10 protein-coding genes and 1 pseudogene are annotated in these 16998 nt (G+C 57.2%); 6 read left to right on the top strand and 5 right to left on the bottom strand.

The features are described 5' to 3' along the window. Positions 1-208: 208 nt before the first annotated feature. On the top strand, positions 209-1177 hold the full coding sequence (locus ACQUQO_RS16410) for a transcription initiation factor IIB (RefSeq protein WP_435079460.1): 969 nt from the start codon (positions 209-211) through the stop codon (positions 1175-1177). A gap of 704 nt (positions 1178-1881) precedes the next feature. Next, the gene (locus ACQUQO_RS16405; RefSeq protein ID WP_435079458.1) at positions 1882-4290 is read left to right on the top strand and encodes a heavy metal translocating P-type ATPase; all 2409 of its coding nucleotides are present in this window, start codon (positions 1882-1884) and stop codon (positions 4288-4290) included. Positions 4291-4780: 490 nt separating this feature from the next. On the opposite strand, the gene ACQUQO_RS16400 is transcribed toward ACQUQO_RS16405, so the two are convergent. From ACQUQO_RS16400 to ACQUQO_RS16390, 3 genes and pseudogenes are all read right to left on the bottom strand, one after another. After that, positions 4781-5266 carry a high-potential iron-sulfur protein gene (locus ACQUQO_RS16400; RefSeq protein ID WP_435079466.1) on the bottom strand — a complete coding sequence of 162 codons (486 nt, stop codon included), beginning with the start codon at positions 5264-5266 and terminating at the stop codon, positions 4781-4783. 167 nt (positions 5267-5433) lie between these two features. After that, positions 5434-7314 (bottom strand): heavy metal translocating P-type ATPase, encoded by a 1881-nt coding sequence (locus ACQUQO_RS16395; RefSeq protein ID WP_435079464.1) that lies wholly within the window; start codon positions 7312-7314, stop codon positions 5434-5436. 117 nt (positions 7315-7431) lie between these two features. After that, positions 7432-7584 (bottom strand): annotated as a pseudogene (locus ACQUQO_RS16390) (hypothetical protein); the annotation flags it as partial. A gap of 464 nt (positions 7585-8048) precedes the next feature. Between ACQUQO_RS16390 and ACQUQO_RS16385 the strand changes: the two are divergent. Both ACQUQO_RS16385 and ACQUQO_RS16380 read left to right on the top strand, forming a co-directional pair. Continuing rightward, positions 8049-9830, top strand: a complete 1782-nt coding sequence (locus ACQUQO_RS16385; protein ID WP_435079462.1) for a cytochrome c oxidase subunit I — start codon at positions 8049-8051, stop codon at positions 9828-9830. An 855-nt stretch (positions 9831-10685) separates the two neighbouring features. Next, positions 10686-12443, top strand: a complete 1758-nt coding sequence (locus ACQUQO_RS16380) for a cbb3-type cytochrome c oxidase subunit I (RefSeq protein WP_435079456.1) — start codon at positions 10686-10688, stop codon at positions 12441-12443. Between the two features lie 328 nt (positions 12444-12771). On the opposite strand, the gene ACQUQO_RS16375 is transcribed toward ACQUQO_RS16380, so the two are convergent. Together ACQUQO_RS16375 and ACQUQO_RS16370 are read right to left on the bottom strand one after the other, a co-directional pair. Beyond that, on the bottom strand, positions 12772-12954 hold the full coding sequence (locus ACQUQO_RS16375) for a hypothetical protein (protein ID WP_435079454.1): 183 nt from the start codon (positions 12952-12954) through the stop codon (positions 12772-12774). A 225-nt stretch (positions 12955-13179) separates the two neighbouring features. Further along, positions 13180-13659, bottom strand: coding sequence for a COX15/CtaA family protein (locus ACQUQO_RS16370; protein ID WP_435079452.1), 480 nt, complete (start codon positions 13657-13659; stop codon positions 13180-13182). Positions 13660-14005: 346 nt separating this feature from the next. Here ACQUQO_RS16370 and ACQUQO_RS16365 point away from each other — a divergent pair, with 346 nt between their 5' ends. Together ACQUQO_RS16365 and ACQUQO_RS16360 are read left to right on the top strand one after the other, a co-directional pair. Then, entirely contained in the window at positions 14006-15328 is a 1323-nt protein-coding gene (locus ACQUQO_RS16365) for a hypothetical protein (RefSeq protein ID WP_435079450.1), read from the top strand. Next, positions 15307-16722, top strand: a complete 1416-nt coding sequence (locus ACQUQO_RS16360; protein ID WP_435079448.1) for an aryl-sulfate sulfotransferase — start codon at positions 15307-15309, stop codon at positions 16720-16722. The genes ACQUQO_RS16365 and ACQUQO_RS16360 overlap by 22 nt, the downstream gene beginning before the upstream one ends. Positions 16723-16998 lie beyond the last annotated feature (276 nt).

The following is a 16998-nucleotide window of genomic DNA, read 5'->3' as shown; positions in this document are numbered from 1 at the left end:
CTAACCACGATACACATCAGCCAACTGTCTGTAAAGGCTCTGTCTCAGCACTCAGCAACACACACCTTGGCAGGGTCGGATGATTCCCAGCTATTGGAAATGCACTCTGCATTCATCTGCCTCCCTACCCAAATTTGATAGAGATACACATGCAACTGCAGATCGAAAGCAGCCACAGCGAGCAAATCAGGGGACGATTACTGGCCCCATGAACGAATCAACCATCGAATTCAGCGACCGATCCACCGAGATCGAACACGAACCAGCATCCGAGACGAACACTTCCACCTCCTGTTCCGAATGCGGAGGACAGATCATCCGCGATGAAAACCACGGCGAGACAGCATGCGAAGACTGTGGCTTGATCCTTAACGACGAGGAACTGGATCACGGCCCTGAGTGGCGGGCGTTCTTCAGTGAAGAACGAAACGAGAAGAGTCGTGTTGGTGCACCGATAACACAACTTCTCCACGATAAGGGGCTGAGTACCACCATCGGCTGGCAGAACAAAGACGTCTACGGCAACGCGCTCTCCAGCCGCCAACGGCAAAAAATGAGCCGACTCCGGACGTGGGACGAGCGATTCCGAACGAAGGATGCCCACGAGCGGAATCTGAAACAAGCCTTCGGCGAGATCAACCGGATGGCGTCCGCACTTGATGTTCCTGAGCCAATCCGAGAAACCGCTGGTATCCTCTATCGGCGAGCCGTCGAGGAAAACTTGCTTCCAGGTCGGGCCATCGAAGCGATGGCCACGGCCAGCCTCTATGCGGCGGCCCGACAGCACGGCACTCCACGCACGCTGGTTGAATTTGCAACGGTGAGCCGCGTCGAAAAGCTTCGTACTCAACGGGCATATCGCTATCTCTCACACGAACTCGATCTACAGATCGCACCGGCAGACCCACTCCAGTACGTTCGCCAATTCGCGTCGGAACTCGACGTGAGTGACGAGGCGGAGCGTCTGGCACGTGAATTGCTTGACGTCGCCGAAGCCCAGAACGTTTACAGTGGGAAGAGTCGAGCCGGCCTCGCAGCCGCAGCCCTCTACGCAGCGACCCACCTCACGAACGAAGGTCTTACCCAAGCAACCGTGAGCGATGTCGCCCACGTGAGCCACGTGACTATTCGAAACCGATACCAAGAACTACTCGATGTGTACGAAAGATGGGACTGAATCCGCATGATTTGGCGTGTTGATTCGGCATTCACCTGTATTTCATCCCACCATCAGGAGCAGAACGGAGTGGTGGCATGAACAGCGACCAAAGAGAACGCAAAATTCTTGCAACGCTTGCCGAACACGGTCCGTTGCACGTCATGGCAATCGCTCGGGAGGTTGACGATCACCCAATCTCTGTTGATCGGACCTGTACTCGCCTCTACAATGGCGGCCACATCCATCCGTGCGGCCGTGGTCAGTATCGACTCACCAACCACGAACAACAGCGACTCACAGACTCCCACGACCGGAGCACCTAGGCGTACAAAGACAGCCTGATTTCGAATTGCGGTGATTGGAAAGCAGCCCTCTAATCGCCGGGCAGCGTAGGAGTTATCCTGAAGTACTTTCTCAAGTATGGCTGTTTATCAACTTATTAGCCACATATCAAGAGATATTCTATAAGTACCCATTTCTGTTTATAATTCCAACCCTAGTAAGAATGCATGGGATATAGATAGTGTAACATTTACTTCGCAATTGCAGATTGATCAATAGAGGGATCATGATTGGCGTTTGGGGATAGGGAGTGCTATCCAACTACGTCGTACTTTTTATTGGTCTCGGTTGCGTACTGCCGTGGGATGAGTTTCATGCGTTTCGGCATCATACTGCCGTTCCCCGACATTTCCTCCTACCGACCGGGTGGGAGCGTCTGAATGACAGCGTGTGCGCTCTGTGAACTCCCCGTCGAGGAGCCGGTCACCGCCCCGGATGTTGACGGCGAGTTCTGCTGTCGTGGTTGTCTCGAAGTCGCCCGCCTCGTCGACGAGGGCGAGGAGACCGACCTCTCGATTACGGATATCCGCGAGCGCGCCACGGAGGAAGACTCCGAACTATCGGTCCCTGACGGCGCGGAGACGGCGTATCTCTCGGTCGATGGGATGCACTGCCAGACTTGCGAGGGGTTCATCGAACTGCTCGCCGAGGAGGAGTCGGGCGTCCACGAGGCGCGTGCGAGCTACGCGACCGAGATGTTGCGCATCGTCTTCGACCCAGACGAAACCGACCGCTATGCGCTCGCCGAGGCGGTGAGCCGGCTGGGCTATCGCGCGAGCGGTCCCGACGAAGAGGACGACTCGCTACGCTCGCGCGTCGAGTTCGGCAAATATCGGGCCATCCTCGCCGCCGTGGTGATGATGCCGGTGCTGATTCCCTACGTACTATTCATCTACCCTGTGTATCTCGGCATTTACCCCGAGAGCTTCCTCTACGGCTCGACCATCGAGGCGATGGTGTTCGGCCCGCTCGCGGTCTGGAGCACGCTGATTCTTATCGGGCTTGGCTACCCCATCTTCCGCGGGGCCTACGTGAGCCTGCGCGTCGGCCGTCCGAACATGGACGTGCTCATCGCCATCGCCGTACTGGCAGCCTATGGCTACTCGATGGCAACTTTCCTCACCGGCGGGCGCGACCCCTACTTCGACGTCGCGGTGATGGTACTCGTCGTCGTCACCATTGGCAATCACGTCGAGTCGCGCGTCAAACGCGCCGCGCTCGGCAACCGGACCGACCTCACCGACTCGCGCGCGAGCGAGGCGCGACGGATGGTCGACGACACGACCGAAACCATCGATATCGAGGCCTGTGAGCCGGGCGACCAATTGCTCGTCAAACCCGGCGAGCGGATTCCTGTGGATGGGACCATCGTCGAAGGGACCGCCGCCATCGATGAATCCCTCGTCACCGGCGAGTCGGTCCCCCAGCGCAAATCCGCTGGCGACGAGGTGCTGGGTGGGACGGTACTCACCGACAGCGCACTCGTCGTCGAAGTGGGACCCGATGCGACCAGCACCATCGACCGACTCGTCGAGTTACTCTGGAGCGTCAAGAGTACGGATTCGGGCGTCCAGCGTCTCGTCAACCGGTTTGCGGTCGTATTCGTCCCAGTCGTCGTCTCGCTCGCCGTACTCACGACCGCCGGCTGGCTCGCGCTCGGCAACGCCCCGAGTGCGGCCCTGCTGGCCGGCGTCTCCGTGCTCGTCATCTCCTGTCCGTGTTCGCTCGGCATCGCCACGCCGCTCGCGCTCGCGGCGGCCACCCGCGACGCCGCCGACAATCGGATGCTTGTGCTCAACGAGACCGTCCTCGAACGAATCGACGACTCGGACATCGTCGTCTTCGACAAAACGGGAACGCTCACCACGGGCGAGATGGAACTCGCCGACATCGTGGGTGGGGACGAAGTGCTTGCGATGGCTGCCGCCGTCGAGCGCCGGTCGAGCCACCCCATCGCCGACGCCATCGACGCTGCCGCACCGCCGACCACTCGCTCGGTCTCGGAATTCGAACGCGCCGACCGCACCGTCTCGGCGCTCGTTGAGGACACCCGGGTGGTCGTCGGTCATCCCGACTCGTTCGGCGCGGAGTGGACGACACCCGGAGAAATTGAGGACGCAGTTCTGGAGGCCTACGAGTCCGGCACGCATCCGACGGCGGTCGCATGGGACGGCGAGGTGCAGGGACTCGTGACGGTGCGCGATACGCCACGGGAGGACTGGGCCGATGTCATTGCGGACCTCGCAACGGACGACCGCGAAATCGTCGTCTTGACTGGTGATGACGAGCGGATGACCGAGACCTTTGCGACCCATCCCGCAGTCGATCAGGTCTTCTCGGGCGTGCGCCCCGAATCGAAGGGCGCAATCATCCGCGGCCTGCGCGAGCGCGGGACGACCACGATGGTCGGCGACGGAACCAACGACGCGCCGGCGCTTGCGAGCGCCGATTTGGGGATCGCCGTGGCCAGCGGCACCGAAATCGCCATCGAGGCCGCCGACGCCGTCGTGATGGACGACCGCCTCGACGCCGTGCCCGAACTGTTTGCACTGGCGGGCGCGACGCGCGGGCGTATCAAACAGAATCTCGTCTGGGCGGGCGCGTACAACGCAGTGGCGATTCCGCTCGCCATCACGGGCGTCATCACGCCGTTGCTCGCCGCGCTCATGATGGCCGTCAGCAGCCTTCTCGTCGTCTATAACTCCAAGCGCCGGCTGATAGACGATTCCGAACGGTCGATGCCATCCGGGGACCGTCCGCAGGTACAGGCTCAGCCCCAATCGAACTAAGTCGGCGCTCGGTCGATATTCCAACCCAGTCTCTACTTTACGGTTTCAGACACTTCAACGACGCTCTTGCCGAATCTGGCGAAACAGTCGCATAGGAACTACGGCATCCCACCGTGTGCTAGTGATCATGCTCCAACAGACAGCTTTCGGCGGGATGTTCCAGAACGTTGTTGAGCGGCAGGCAATGGTGTTCCGCTCCGAGCCGCTTGACGCCAACTCTTTCGCAGATCATTCACCTTGTTGAAGATTCGATGAATTTCTCAAGGAGGGTAGAATTGAGGCATTGCTGAGCGATCACCTCACCGATAGCAGCGAGCGGATACCGTTCGGTGGGATCGATAGACAGAACCATGTAAATAGTGAGCGGGATGCATCGAAGACTCGTTCATTGCACAGCAGAGCAACTGCCTATCAGTATCAGCTACTGCTTCTTATCGATGAATCACGACCCGATTCTAACGGATTTGCGCGACCAACATAGTTCCAATTCTTAGCGCCTCTGTTGATCGCCTTGATACGGACTGTAACTAGCACACCACCCGTTCGGTTGGATGTCTCCTTCTACGATACTGCACGCACCCAGCCCATCGCCGTTTTTGTCCGGAATGTAGAACAAACAGCCCGAACACCGCTGATTGTTTCGTGGCTGCGATTGATACTGTACAGCGCTTTTGCTCTGGAGTGAGTCGGGGTTTCGCTCTGTTCCTCCTTGGTTTGTCGCCGTCCGATATGTATCCGGGACGGGACCACTCAAATCCGGTGTACCGTTGGCCGTCGCCCCCTCGGCGGTTCTCTTGCCTGCCGCATCGGTGTTGGGTGTCTCGGAAGTTTCGCCACTACTCGTCGTTCCTTCGCTCGGTGTGGTCTCACCACTGCTGTCAGTAGCTGGTCCGTTCCCAGCAGTGGTTGTTCCTTGGCCTCCCGTTCCATCGTCGCTGGCACAGCCGGCGAGACTGGCGACTGCTGCACTCCCCATCAGATGCAGGACGGTTCGTCGTGATTTTCGGGTCGGGGCATCCATTGGGTCTTTCTACCAGCATATAGAAAATGACTGTTGTGGTACGATAGTCTAAAACACGGTCGGGCACCTGAGTTTATCAGCCGAGGATTCGGCTTCGCTATCATCAATCTTCGTGAGTCGATTCAAGCTGAATCCTGAGACATGATTGGTCGGTAGCTGTTTGCAAGGACGAGAATCGTTCCCGCACTCATCAATATCGCGGCAACGATTGGCGTGACAGCTCCGATGGCTGCAAGTGGAAGACCGATGATCGGTGTGAGAAATGCCAACGTAAGGTTTTCCACAAGCCGTCGCCGGGTTTTGCGCGCTATCTCGAAGAGATCAACGAAAGGCAAGAGATCATCGGTGGTCACCAACGCGTCCGCAACTGTAACCGTGAAATCGCTCCCGGACACCATCGCAACGCCAAGATCGGCGGCTGTGAGTGCTGGTGCATCGTTCGTCCCATCACCCACCATCGCCACCGTTCCTTTCTTTTTGAGATCTTGGATTATTTCCTCTTTTCCCTCCGGAGAGATGTCTGCGAAAACTTCGTCGATAGCGGGATGATCCTCAAACTGCTGAGCAACTCTCGGGTCGTCCCCAGTGATCATGACGATTCGTCGGTTCTCAGCACTGAGGCTTTCAACAACGTCTTCCCAGCGTTTGCGGGGCGTATCTGAAAGGGCAATAACTCCAGTCGCTTCCCCGTTCCATCCTACAACCGTTGGAAGGTCGCCACGCTCTCGGATGTGCAAGATGGACTCCTCAATAGATGGGGGACAATCCCATTCGAGTTCGTCGAGGAGTGCTGGGCTCCCCACTGCGGTGGTCTCTCTGTCGATAGTTGCCGTGACTCCGTAGCGATGACGCTCGAAATCAGTACTCTGTGTGGGTTCCGTGACGTGCGCACGTATTGCTGCTGCAATTGGATGGCTAGAACGCGATTCGACAGCTGCCGCTCGCTGGAGGACTTCATCCGCTGCTTCGCTCGTCTCAACATCCGCGACGTGCATTTCACCGGTGGTGAGCGTGCCTGTCTTATCGAATACAATGGTATCTGCATCGGTGATGCGTTCAAGTACTGTCTGATCAAGGATCGGAATACCTCGGTCAGCTGCTGTAGAGAGTCCACGGCCAATCGCAAGCGGTGTTACCAAACTCAGAGAAACGGGACACGCAATAATGAGAACGGTAAGTGCGGTCAGGAATGCTGAGTCGCCTGTCTCACCAAGCGCGAGCCATGCGGCAAACGTCACAACAGCGAGACCACAGACGAACACGGTGTAGGCTGAAATCACACGATTCGTGAGACGTTCGGCGTTTGTTTGGTCAGCTTGGAGATTCCAGACCAGATCTCGCAACTGGTCAAGCGTACTAGTCGCGTTCTCGCCGACTTGGATTTCGAACGCACCGTCGATAGCGACTGAACCACCGATAACATCGTCACCGGGACGCTTTCGTTGTGGTCGTGCTTCACCGGTGATGAGGGCCTCGTTGACAGTTCCTTGGCCGTCAACAATCGTTCCATCAAGAGGGATATGTTCGCCGGGTCTGACCAGGAACAGATCACCTTCTTCGCATTCCTCGGCCGCTATCGTTTCAGTTTCTCCCTCGTCAGTGAGTCGATAGACTGTCGTTTCAGCGTTTCTCAGACGTCCAGTCAGCTCCCTCACTGCGCGGCGCTTGTATTTAGCTCGGATCTGGTTACTAACTATTGCGATGACAATGATTGTCGTTGCAACGTCGAAAAAGAGAAATTGGCGACCGAGGAAAGCGAGCGACGTAATTGAGTAACCGTAGGTTACGATAGCCGAGAGTGAAATGAGAACATCGACGGTGAGCCGGTGGTCGCGAAGGCTGATATACGCTGAACGGAGAATTGGGAATCCAACGCCAAAAACGATAATTGTGGTGAAGAGCGCAAGTGGTCCGTAGATCCCGATGACAATGATATGGTTGTTGAGGAAGGTATTCGGAAAGATGCCGAGATAAACAGGGTAGAAGAACGCGAGATAGAACATATATACTAGTGAAATGACAATATATGAGAATATTATTCGGAAGTGTTGGAAGCTGAATGCGCTTCGATCCGCCGATGTTTCGCCAGGAGACGGTTCTGAGGCTCGATAACCCCACTTGGAGAGGCCTTCTTCGATTGTTTGTCGATCTACTTGCGTAGGATCGTGATCGACCCGCATCATTTCGGTCGTATAGCTTGCCGAGGCGTTCCGAACGCCGTTGATACCTGTGGCGAGGCGTTCGAGATAAGACTCGCAAGCACGCGTGTGCATTCCACTCATCGAGAGATAGGTGGTTTTGGTTGTATTAGCCGTAGTCTCTGTAGTGGAGTCTTCCTGAGAGAGGCCAGTACTCGTCATGTTTGTTTAGAAGTGGAAAGGCCGCAGTCTCGCTGATCCATATTTTGATGCCGCACGTACTTTTTAGACACTAGAGTGATCATCTATGGAACCTTCTCCGGTCCGTATTCCACGTTGCATCCAACCCTCTTCAAGAGTTCCGAAAGCCGCTGAGTAGATCGTTATCACAAGTACCCTCGTTGGCCAATATTCGTTTCTTACGCAGATCACTCCTCCGTACGGACGCTGAATCGTATTGAAGTACCACTATACGGCCTTGTTGACTGTTTCGTTCTCAATGTGCTTCATCAGATTCGATAAGAACATCTAAGCATTCATTGTGCTGTAGATTCCACTACGGGCATATGGTGGAAGCCCAATTAATGCTGACAGTGTTGATGGGGCTGTTACTGGCGGGCGTGGCCGCCTGGCTCAGCCGCGTTGAGAACTGGCGCTCGTACACGCCGCTCGCTGGCGGTGGGGGTGCCATCGGCGAGGAGAGCGGTTACGCGCACGAGGAAAAACCGAGCGGTCTCATTCGCTGGCTCACTACTGTCGATCACAAAGATATCGGTATCCTCTATGGTGTTTACGCCACTATCGCGTTTACGGTTGGCGGTCTCATGGTCATCCTAATGCGGACCGAACTCCTCGCGCCTGCCGAGGACATTATCGGTGCGCAGTTCTACAACTCGCTGTTGACCAGCCACGGCATCACGATGCTGTTCCTGTTCGGCACCCCGGTACTGTCGGCCTTCGGTAACTATCTCATCCCGCTGCTCATCAATGCCGACGACATGGCGTTCCCACGCATCAACGCCATCGCGTTCTGGATGCTGCCGCCGGGTGCACTATTGATCTGGGCCGGGTTCTTGGTCGTGCCGTTCACCGACATCCAGCCCGCACAGACCGCGTGGACGATGTACACGCCGCTGTCGGCGGGTGTCGGCTCCGGGACCCAAGGTGGTGTCTCCGGGCTGGGCGTCGATTTCATGTTGTTGGGATTACACCTCACGGGTATCTCGGCGACGATGGGAGCGATAAACTTCATCGCGACCATCTTCAGCGAGCGGGGTAGCGACGTCAACTGGGCGAATCTCGACATCTTCAGCTGGACAATGCTCACTCAGTCAGGACTGATTCTGTTTGCGTTCCCGCTTTTAGGTAGTGCACTCATCATGCTCTTGCTTGATCGCAACTTCGGGACGACGTTCTTCGCGGTCGAGGGTGGTGGTCCGATCCTCTGGCAACACTTGTTTTGGTTCTTTGGCCATCCGGAGGTTTACATCCTCGCACTACCGCCAATGGGACTGTTGAGTTTCCTCATTCCGAAATTCTCGGGGCGCAAGCTGTTCGGTTTCAAGTTCGTCGTCTACTCGACGCTGGCCATCGGCGTCCTCTCCTTCGGCGTCTGGGCACACCACATGTTCACGACGGGCATCGATCCGCGCATCCGTGCGAGCTTCATGGCCGTCTCGCTGGCCATCGCCATCCCGAGTGCCGTGAAGGTGTTCAACTGGACGACCACGCTCTGGGGCGGGAATATTCGACTCACCACGCCGATGCTGTTCTGTATTGGCGCTGTCTCGAACTTCATCTTCGGCGGTGTTACGGGCGTGTTCCTCGCGGCCATCCCCGTTGACCTCGTGTTGCACGATACCTACTATGTGGTCGGGCACTTCCACTACATCCTCATGGGATTGCTCGGCTTCGCGGTGTTCGCCGGCATCTACTACTGGTTCCCCATCTTTACTGGCAAGATGTACCAAAAGCGCCTCGCGAAGTGGCACTTCTGGCTGACGATGGTCGGGACGAACATCACCTTCTTCGCCATGCTGCTGCTGGGCTATCTCGGTATGCCCCGCCGGTACGCGACCTACACCTTCGGCGTCGGACCCCAGGATATAATGACGGTTCTCCATCAGGTGACAACGCTCGGCGCGTTCCTCATCCTGGTCGGGCAGATCATCTGGCTCTGGAATATGATCCAGTCGTGGTACGAAGCGCCCACGCTGGAGGACAACGACCCGTGGGACCTGAAGGAGAGCAACCAGTTCACCAACGAGTGGGGCTGGAACGAGCGCCGGATGGAGACGGCCATCGCCGACGGCGGCGAGAAAAGCGAAGAGGATGAGGACAGAACCGATGGCGGCGCAAGAATCGACGGCTCGGCTGAGTAGTTTCTGAGTTCAACGATAGCTCACCACGAACCCATCTAGACTGGTGCTGTCGCTTCCGCTAGTGGAAACAAGAATGACGGCCATAATTGCCATCAACAGCGCGATACTTGAGAGAGTCATTAGCAAGATTTTATTTTTATCCATATTGTGAATAAGCAGTTGCGTCCGCGATTTGATCGGGCGTTTCAGTGGCGATCCGTCCGAACTCGTCGCGTAGCATCTCCTCTTTTGAGGGTGACTGGGTTCCCCGGTGACACGAAACTCTCAGGCGGCAAGCCGCCTTCGTCGAATGCCGTCGGAATCGGGACTGCCTTCTCCCGCTGAGTTGTGGTCTCGATGATCTCGACGCATTCTCGGGGAATGAATTTCCTGTCGTCGCATCCGGGACGAGAAAAAGGTTGGATTGGTTCTCGACACACGAGTACGTAGCACGGTATCGGCCGCGGCAGTCGTCGGTTGTTTGCTCGGTATCACCGGCTGTTTGCTGTTGCCTGCCGCGCTGTTCGCCGTTGTTCCTGTCGTGAGGTGGTCAGCGCTGTTCGTCGCCGTCGAGGCGTATCTCACTCGGTCCCGACCGCGCCGCTGGCAGTGGTCTTCGTCGCAATTACCTCAGTCATCTTCATTGTCGTCTGCCGTGGAGCCCTAAGGCCAGAGCTCATCATCTACGTTGATTTCTCTATTTGGCCTCTCTTGCCTACAGTTTCGTACTCGGCGGTGCTCACCATCGCCTCGTGGAACAGTAGCGAGCTATCAAAGCGAAACCGGCCAAACCGACGAGAGAAACCATGCTTATACATCAAGACCAAGTAGGCTAACTATGGTTCCGGACTACCGATTGGCAGGATGGGCCCAGCCATGATCGGAGGCGGCATCGTGCTGGCGGTTTTCGGGGTGTTGCTGGTCGCGCTCATCACGCAATTTCTCAAAACCAAGGGTTGGTCCTCGCCTATTCCCCGCCCCGACGGCGGTTATCTCTCTGGCGACGAGACCGCCACCGAATACGAGGAGAAGCAGTCGGGCCTGCTGCGTTGGCTTACCACTGTAGACCACAAGGACATCGGAATCCTCTATCTCGTTTTCGGTACTGTGGCGGCGCTGTGGGGCGGTACCGAGGCGATGATGATGCGGACCGAACTCCTCACTCCACAGGCCGATGTCTGGACCGCGGCCACCTACAGCGGACTCTTCACGACCCACGGCATCACGATGCTGTTTTTCTTCGCCACACCTGTGTTCTTCGGCATCGGGAACTACTTCATCCCACTCCTACTCGACGCCGAGGACATGGCCTTTCCGCGCATCAACGCAATCGCGTTCTGGATGCTGCCGCCAGCGCTGCTGCTCGCGCGGGCGGGCCTGCCCGCCGATGCGCTCGGCAAAATCCTTTCTACAGTCGGGATTCGCATCCCGTTTCTCGAAGCGCTCAAACCACCAGAAACCGGCTGGACGCTGTACGCGCCGCTATCGATTCAAACATCGAACCCCCAGGTTGACCTGCTGCTGCTCGGCCTGCATCTGAGCGGCATCGCGACGACCCTCGGCGCGATAAACTTCATCGTCACTATCGTCTCCGAGCGTAGCGACGATGTCGGCTGGCCGGACGTCGACATTTTCAGTTGGACGATGCTCACTACGAGCGGTCTTGTCCTGTTCGCCTTTCCTCTACTGGGTAGTGCGCTCATCATGATGCTGCTTGATCGCAACTTCGGGACGACGTTCTTCCTTGTCGAAGGTGGTGGCCCCATTCTCTGGCAACATCTCTTTTGGTTCTTCGGCCATCCGGAGGTCTATATCATCTTCCTGCCGGCCACAGGGTTGATGAGCACCATCCTCCCGAAATTTTCCGCGCGCAAACTGTTCGGCTTCAAGTTCATCGTCTATTCGACACTCGCCATCGGTGTCCTCTCCTTTGGCGTCTGGGCACACCACATGTTCACGACGGGCATCGACCCGCGCGTGCGGGCGAGTTTCATGTTCGTCTCGCTGGCCATCGCGGTCCCGAGCGCGGTGAAGGTGTTCAACTGGCTTTCGACGATGTACGACGGCCGGATTCGCCTGACTGCACCGATGATACTCGCCGTCGGCTCCATCAGCATGTTCGTCATTGGCGGCGTCACGGGCATCTTCTTGGCGGCGATTCCCGTCGACCTCGTCTACCACGACACTCAGTACGTTGTCGGACACTTCCACTTCATCATCATGGGTATCATCGTGATGATGATGTTTGCGGCGAGTTACTACTGGTATCCGATCATCACCAAGCGGATGTACGACCAGCGCCTCGCACGCCTGCAGGCGGTGCTCACCATCCTCGGCGTGCCGCTAACGTTTGGACCGATGCTCCTTTCGGGCGCGCTCGGCCTGCCGCGGCGGTACGCCGACTACCCCGAACAATTCGCCATTTTCAACCAGATTTCCTCGGTCGGCGCGTTCATTATCGGCATCAGCGTGCTGCTGTGGCTGTGGAACATGGTCCAGTCCTATCGCGTCGGCCCGCGTGTCCGCGACGCGGACGTCTGGAACCTCAAGGAAATCGACCAGTTCACCCGCGAGTGGCAGTGGTTCGAGGAGAAGCTCGACGAGCGCTACGGCACCGACGGCGGCGAGGAGTGAGCAGAGCGAACGAGTGGAAGTTTTAGCCGAGGAGAAATCCCATCACCCGGCGATGGTGACCAGATAGATGACGAACACGACGCTACGGCCACTGTGATCCGCCCACCGTCCGTGCGTTGAGGTCTCGGACACACGGCTTCTGCTGCTCGCCGGAAAACCAGCCGCCTTTTGTCCGCGTACGTACTACTCGCGCCATGAACCAAAACGAGCTCCTGCTGGCAGTTCTCTCGGGCATCGCGCTGTTGATGGCGGTCATGGCCATCGTTCTCGTCGCCACCAGTTGAGCCGTTAGAACAGGTGGAACGGTTTGATGGGAGTGCCCGAGCGCCTACTCGGATTCGGCCGAACCGTCGACAGTTTCGCCGCTGTCAGTCATCGCTGCACCTTCCTCTCCACCGCCGTTGGCGATAGCCGTCTCCAAGCGGCGCTCGTTCCAGCCCCACTCGTTGGTGAACTGGATGGTCTCATGGGTTGTTGTCTTCGCCGACGCTTCGTACCACGACTGAATCATATCTCAAACCCAGATGATCGGCCGATCAGGATGAGGAGCGCACTAAGCGTGTCATCTGATGGAGAACGGCCAATATTTCTTGGGGGATTGACACCGAAGGTGTAGGTCGCATACCGCCGCGGCATGCCGCGATAGTCCAACAAGAGCATAGCGGAGAAGGTTTTACGAGAAGCTGAGCGCGACCGAAGGGAGCGCGATTCCTCGAAATAAAACGTGGTGGCCGGGTTAATCAGCGCCTGCCGCGGCGGTCGTGTCGGTACTCGTGTGCCCGTCGTTGGGTGATTCGTATGCCCAGACCGTGGTCACCACGAGTGCGGCGAAGATGACGAGCGCGGCGGCGTGGTGGGTGACTTGGACGAGCGCCGTGTAGAGGGTGACGGTGGCCCCGCCGAGCAGGATTTGGACTGGGAGGACGACCAGCGCCACAGCGCTAGCGATGCGCGTTCTGCGGCTTCTCCCGCCGCGCCATGCGGCGTAGGTTGTTCCGAGAATCATGAATCCCGTAATCATGGCGACGAGTCGGTGAGACCATTCGATGAAACTCGGCCAGTTCGCCGGGAAGAGCCCGAACACAGCGCCGTTGCAGAGCGGCCAGTTGGCCCCGCAGGACAGGCCTGCACCCGCGGCGGCGGTGTACACACCGAGGAGGATGAGCGCGAACGTCATCCCAGTGGTGGCGGCGGCGAGGTGGCGAAAGCGAACCATCACGAAGGATTGGGCGCGGCAGTATTTACGTCTGTTTGACTCGACACAAGCGCTATCACCGCGAGAACGGTGATGTTTCCAACGGCATATATTCCAAAGGTCAGACCTGTGGCAGTGAGCGTGGATCGGAGGCGTAAGTCGATCTCCATCGTTCCATAGCTGGTTGGTGGTGCCGCCATTAACAGACTTTGATACGTATGAAAAAGCTATGTAATATAAGAAGTGTTGGATCACGACTAATTCGCTGTGAGCACTGTCACCTATTCTGAATACCATGTTGCAAAGGTACGATAGGAAGTGAACCACCACGATTAAACTGATAACCAACTTCCATCGAATCGTCCTAATGCGCTTGCCCTCCCGTCAACAGTTCGGTGCTGTGTTGATCCTCATTGCTGCGGTCAGCGTTATCGGTTCGCTCGCAGTGAGTGCGGCAACCGCCCCTGATGCCGATATCAATCCCAAGACAGACCCCGCCGAACGGGGACGAACCCTTGTTGGGATGCAGGCCGAGGGGCAGGTCGCCATGTACGATGGGGACGGCAACACCGTTTGGAGGAAAGGCGGCGAGAACGTCGATTACTTCGACGTAACGATGCTAAAGAACGGAACAGTACTGACAGGATTCATTATTGAGGGCCAAGGGCAATGCGGCGAGTATGAATCGCCGTGTTCTCGGACGGGCTTTCGCATCATCGACCCCAAGCCGGACCCACGCATCATCAGCGAGTGGTCGTTTCCGGTGCGGACAAAACTCAATAGCGAGGTTCACGACGCGAATCCGCTTCCGTCCGGTGAAATCTTGATGACTGACATGGATGGAGAGCGCATATTTACGGTCGCCCCGAACGGTACGACCACCTGGCAGTGGAACGGCAGCGAGCGCTACGACGCCCCACCCGACGCGACCACTACCGACTGGCTGCACATCAACGATGTCGACCGCATCGGGCCGGACCGCTACATGGTGTCGGTCCGTAACGCGAACCAACTTGTTGTCGTCGAGCGCGGTAAAGGCGTAGTCGATGTCATCAATGAAGATACTAATAGAGACAACGACGCTAATTGCAAGGCAAACAACGGTCTGGCAGATTATAGCAATGACAGCGGAGGCGACGTACTGTGTGGCGATCCGGAAATCATGGATCACCAGCACAATCCACAGTATCTCGGACCTGGGACGGTGCTGGTAGCGGATTCGGAGAATGACCGCGTAGTGGAATTACACAAGCGAAACGGTGAGTGGGAGGTCGCGTGGGGAGTTAATTCCGCAAATGGCATCGAATTCAACTGGCCACGCGACGCCGACCGCCTCCCCAACGGCAACACCCTCATCACGGATACCCGCAACAACCGCATCGTCGAAGTCGCGTCCAACGGAACCACTGTCTGGAGCACAAAAACCGGCATCTGGCCCTACGACGCCGAGCGACTCCCCTATCAAGAACTCCTCGGCAGCGACCGGCTCCCACGCATGAATACAAGCGGTGACATCCCTGGAGTGGGAGAACAGTCAGTACTACCACTACTCGGGCAGGCACGCACCGGGCTATCGTATGTGATTCCGCTGCCAGCGTGGTTCCAACCGTGGCACATCGGCGTGATCGCTATCGCGGTCGTCTCTTCCATCCTCGGTGGGGGACTGATATGGAGCGGACGGCGATCATGAAAACCATCCGCAATCGACTTTCTCGTCAATGGGTAGCACGGGGAGTCGTATTGGTAGTGATTGTGGCATTGCTCGTCCCTGGGATCGTGTCGGCGTTTACTAACGAACCGACAGAACTCCGGGCCGGAAACGTGACAGAGCCCGCAAACGGCACCACAGTGATCTCCGTCCAAGGGTTCAAGGTATCCGGACAATCAAGCCAAAAGAAGCCAGCGAGGCTTGTTGGTGTCGGTCCCCGTGGGAACACACGCTGGGTATACAATGGTAGCAATAACGGTATTCGGTGGTTCTACGACGTTGATCCGCTCGATAACGGAACGCTCCTACTAACGGGGGCAAAACCGGGAAAAACGGTCGTCGCCGAGTGGAATCCAAAAACAAAAACCACCGTTTGGTCGCGTACGTTCGACTGGGAGGACACTCACGACGTCGACTTGATCAACGGCGACCAGCTCCTCGTTGGCAATATGCGAAACTACAACGAGACCAGCGGTCGGAACAACGACCGCATCCTCGTCTATGACCTCTCTCAAGACGAAATCGTCTGGCAGTGGCTATTTAGAGAACGATATCCGGAAAGCGGTGGGGGAAAATATACCGGCGACTGGAGCCACGTCAATGATGTCGACAAGATTGGACCGGGACAGTACATGGCATCACCCCGCAACTTCGACCAAGTAATCGTTGTCAACCGAACATCGAAGAACATCTCGATGCGCCTCGGTGAAGACGACAACTACGATACCCTCTACGAGCAGCACAATCCACAGTATCTCGAAGGGGACAACGGGACGCCGACAATGCTTGTCGCGGATAGCGAGAACGATCGTATTGTCGAGTACGCAAAACGCAATGAGTCGTGGAAGCGAACGTGGACGCTCACCGGCGACTTCCAATGGCCGCGCGACGCCGACCGCCTCCCTGGCGGCAACACGCTCGTAACGGACACGTTGAACAACCGCGTAATGGAGGTCACGCCGACCGGTAAGGTAGTCTGGGAGTATTACGCCCCGTGGGCTCCCTACGACGCCGAACGAATAGCGTACGGCGACGAGGCCGGTGGCCCAACGATTAGCGAACAGAACGCAACCGGCAACTACACGCTCTCGGGGAGTGCTAGCCTTGCCCCCGGAACCGGTGGCCAGCTCACCTTCGCCGAGTGGCTGACAAACGCTTTTGTTGACACGCCAATTCAAAACGAAATCGAGTGGCTCGCCGAGCGATGGGCGCACGCCACACCGTGGATTCGTCCTGTCTGGATGGGATCATGGGAGTTCGTCGGTGTGGTTCTTGCGGGGGTACTCACGCTTGGCTGGGTCACGATTGAGGGCGTGGGACACCGGCAGCAGATTCGTGCAAAGGGGCGACAGTTCCTCGCTATTTTTCAGACATAATCACCGCCAAATTAGTCGTCCTCAACACTACTCGCGGCTCCATTCCGACCGCCGTCGGAACTCCGCCGCTCGTTGAGGAAGAAGGCTCCGCGCTGTATGGTGGCTGAGTGCGTGACTGATATCGGCAGTCCAGAGAGACAACCCTCACTGCTGATGTCCACCACATGGAACAGGTAACAAACGGGAGAATACTGTAGATCCCACTTTCGACACCCCTACAGAATTGACAAAATGTTTTTGATCTGAAAAGTACCGAGAACTTCTTTGACCTCACAG

Origin of the sequence: Halococcus sp. AFM35 (assembly GCF_051195015.1) — an archaeon.
In the GTDB taxonomy this organism is placed as follows: domain Archaea; phylum Halobacteriota; class Halobacteria; order Halobacteriales; family Halococcaceae; genus Halococcus.
The sequence above is the reverse complement of the archived record's forward strand: the minus strand, read 5'-3'. Positions and strand labels throughout refer to the sequence as shown.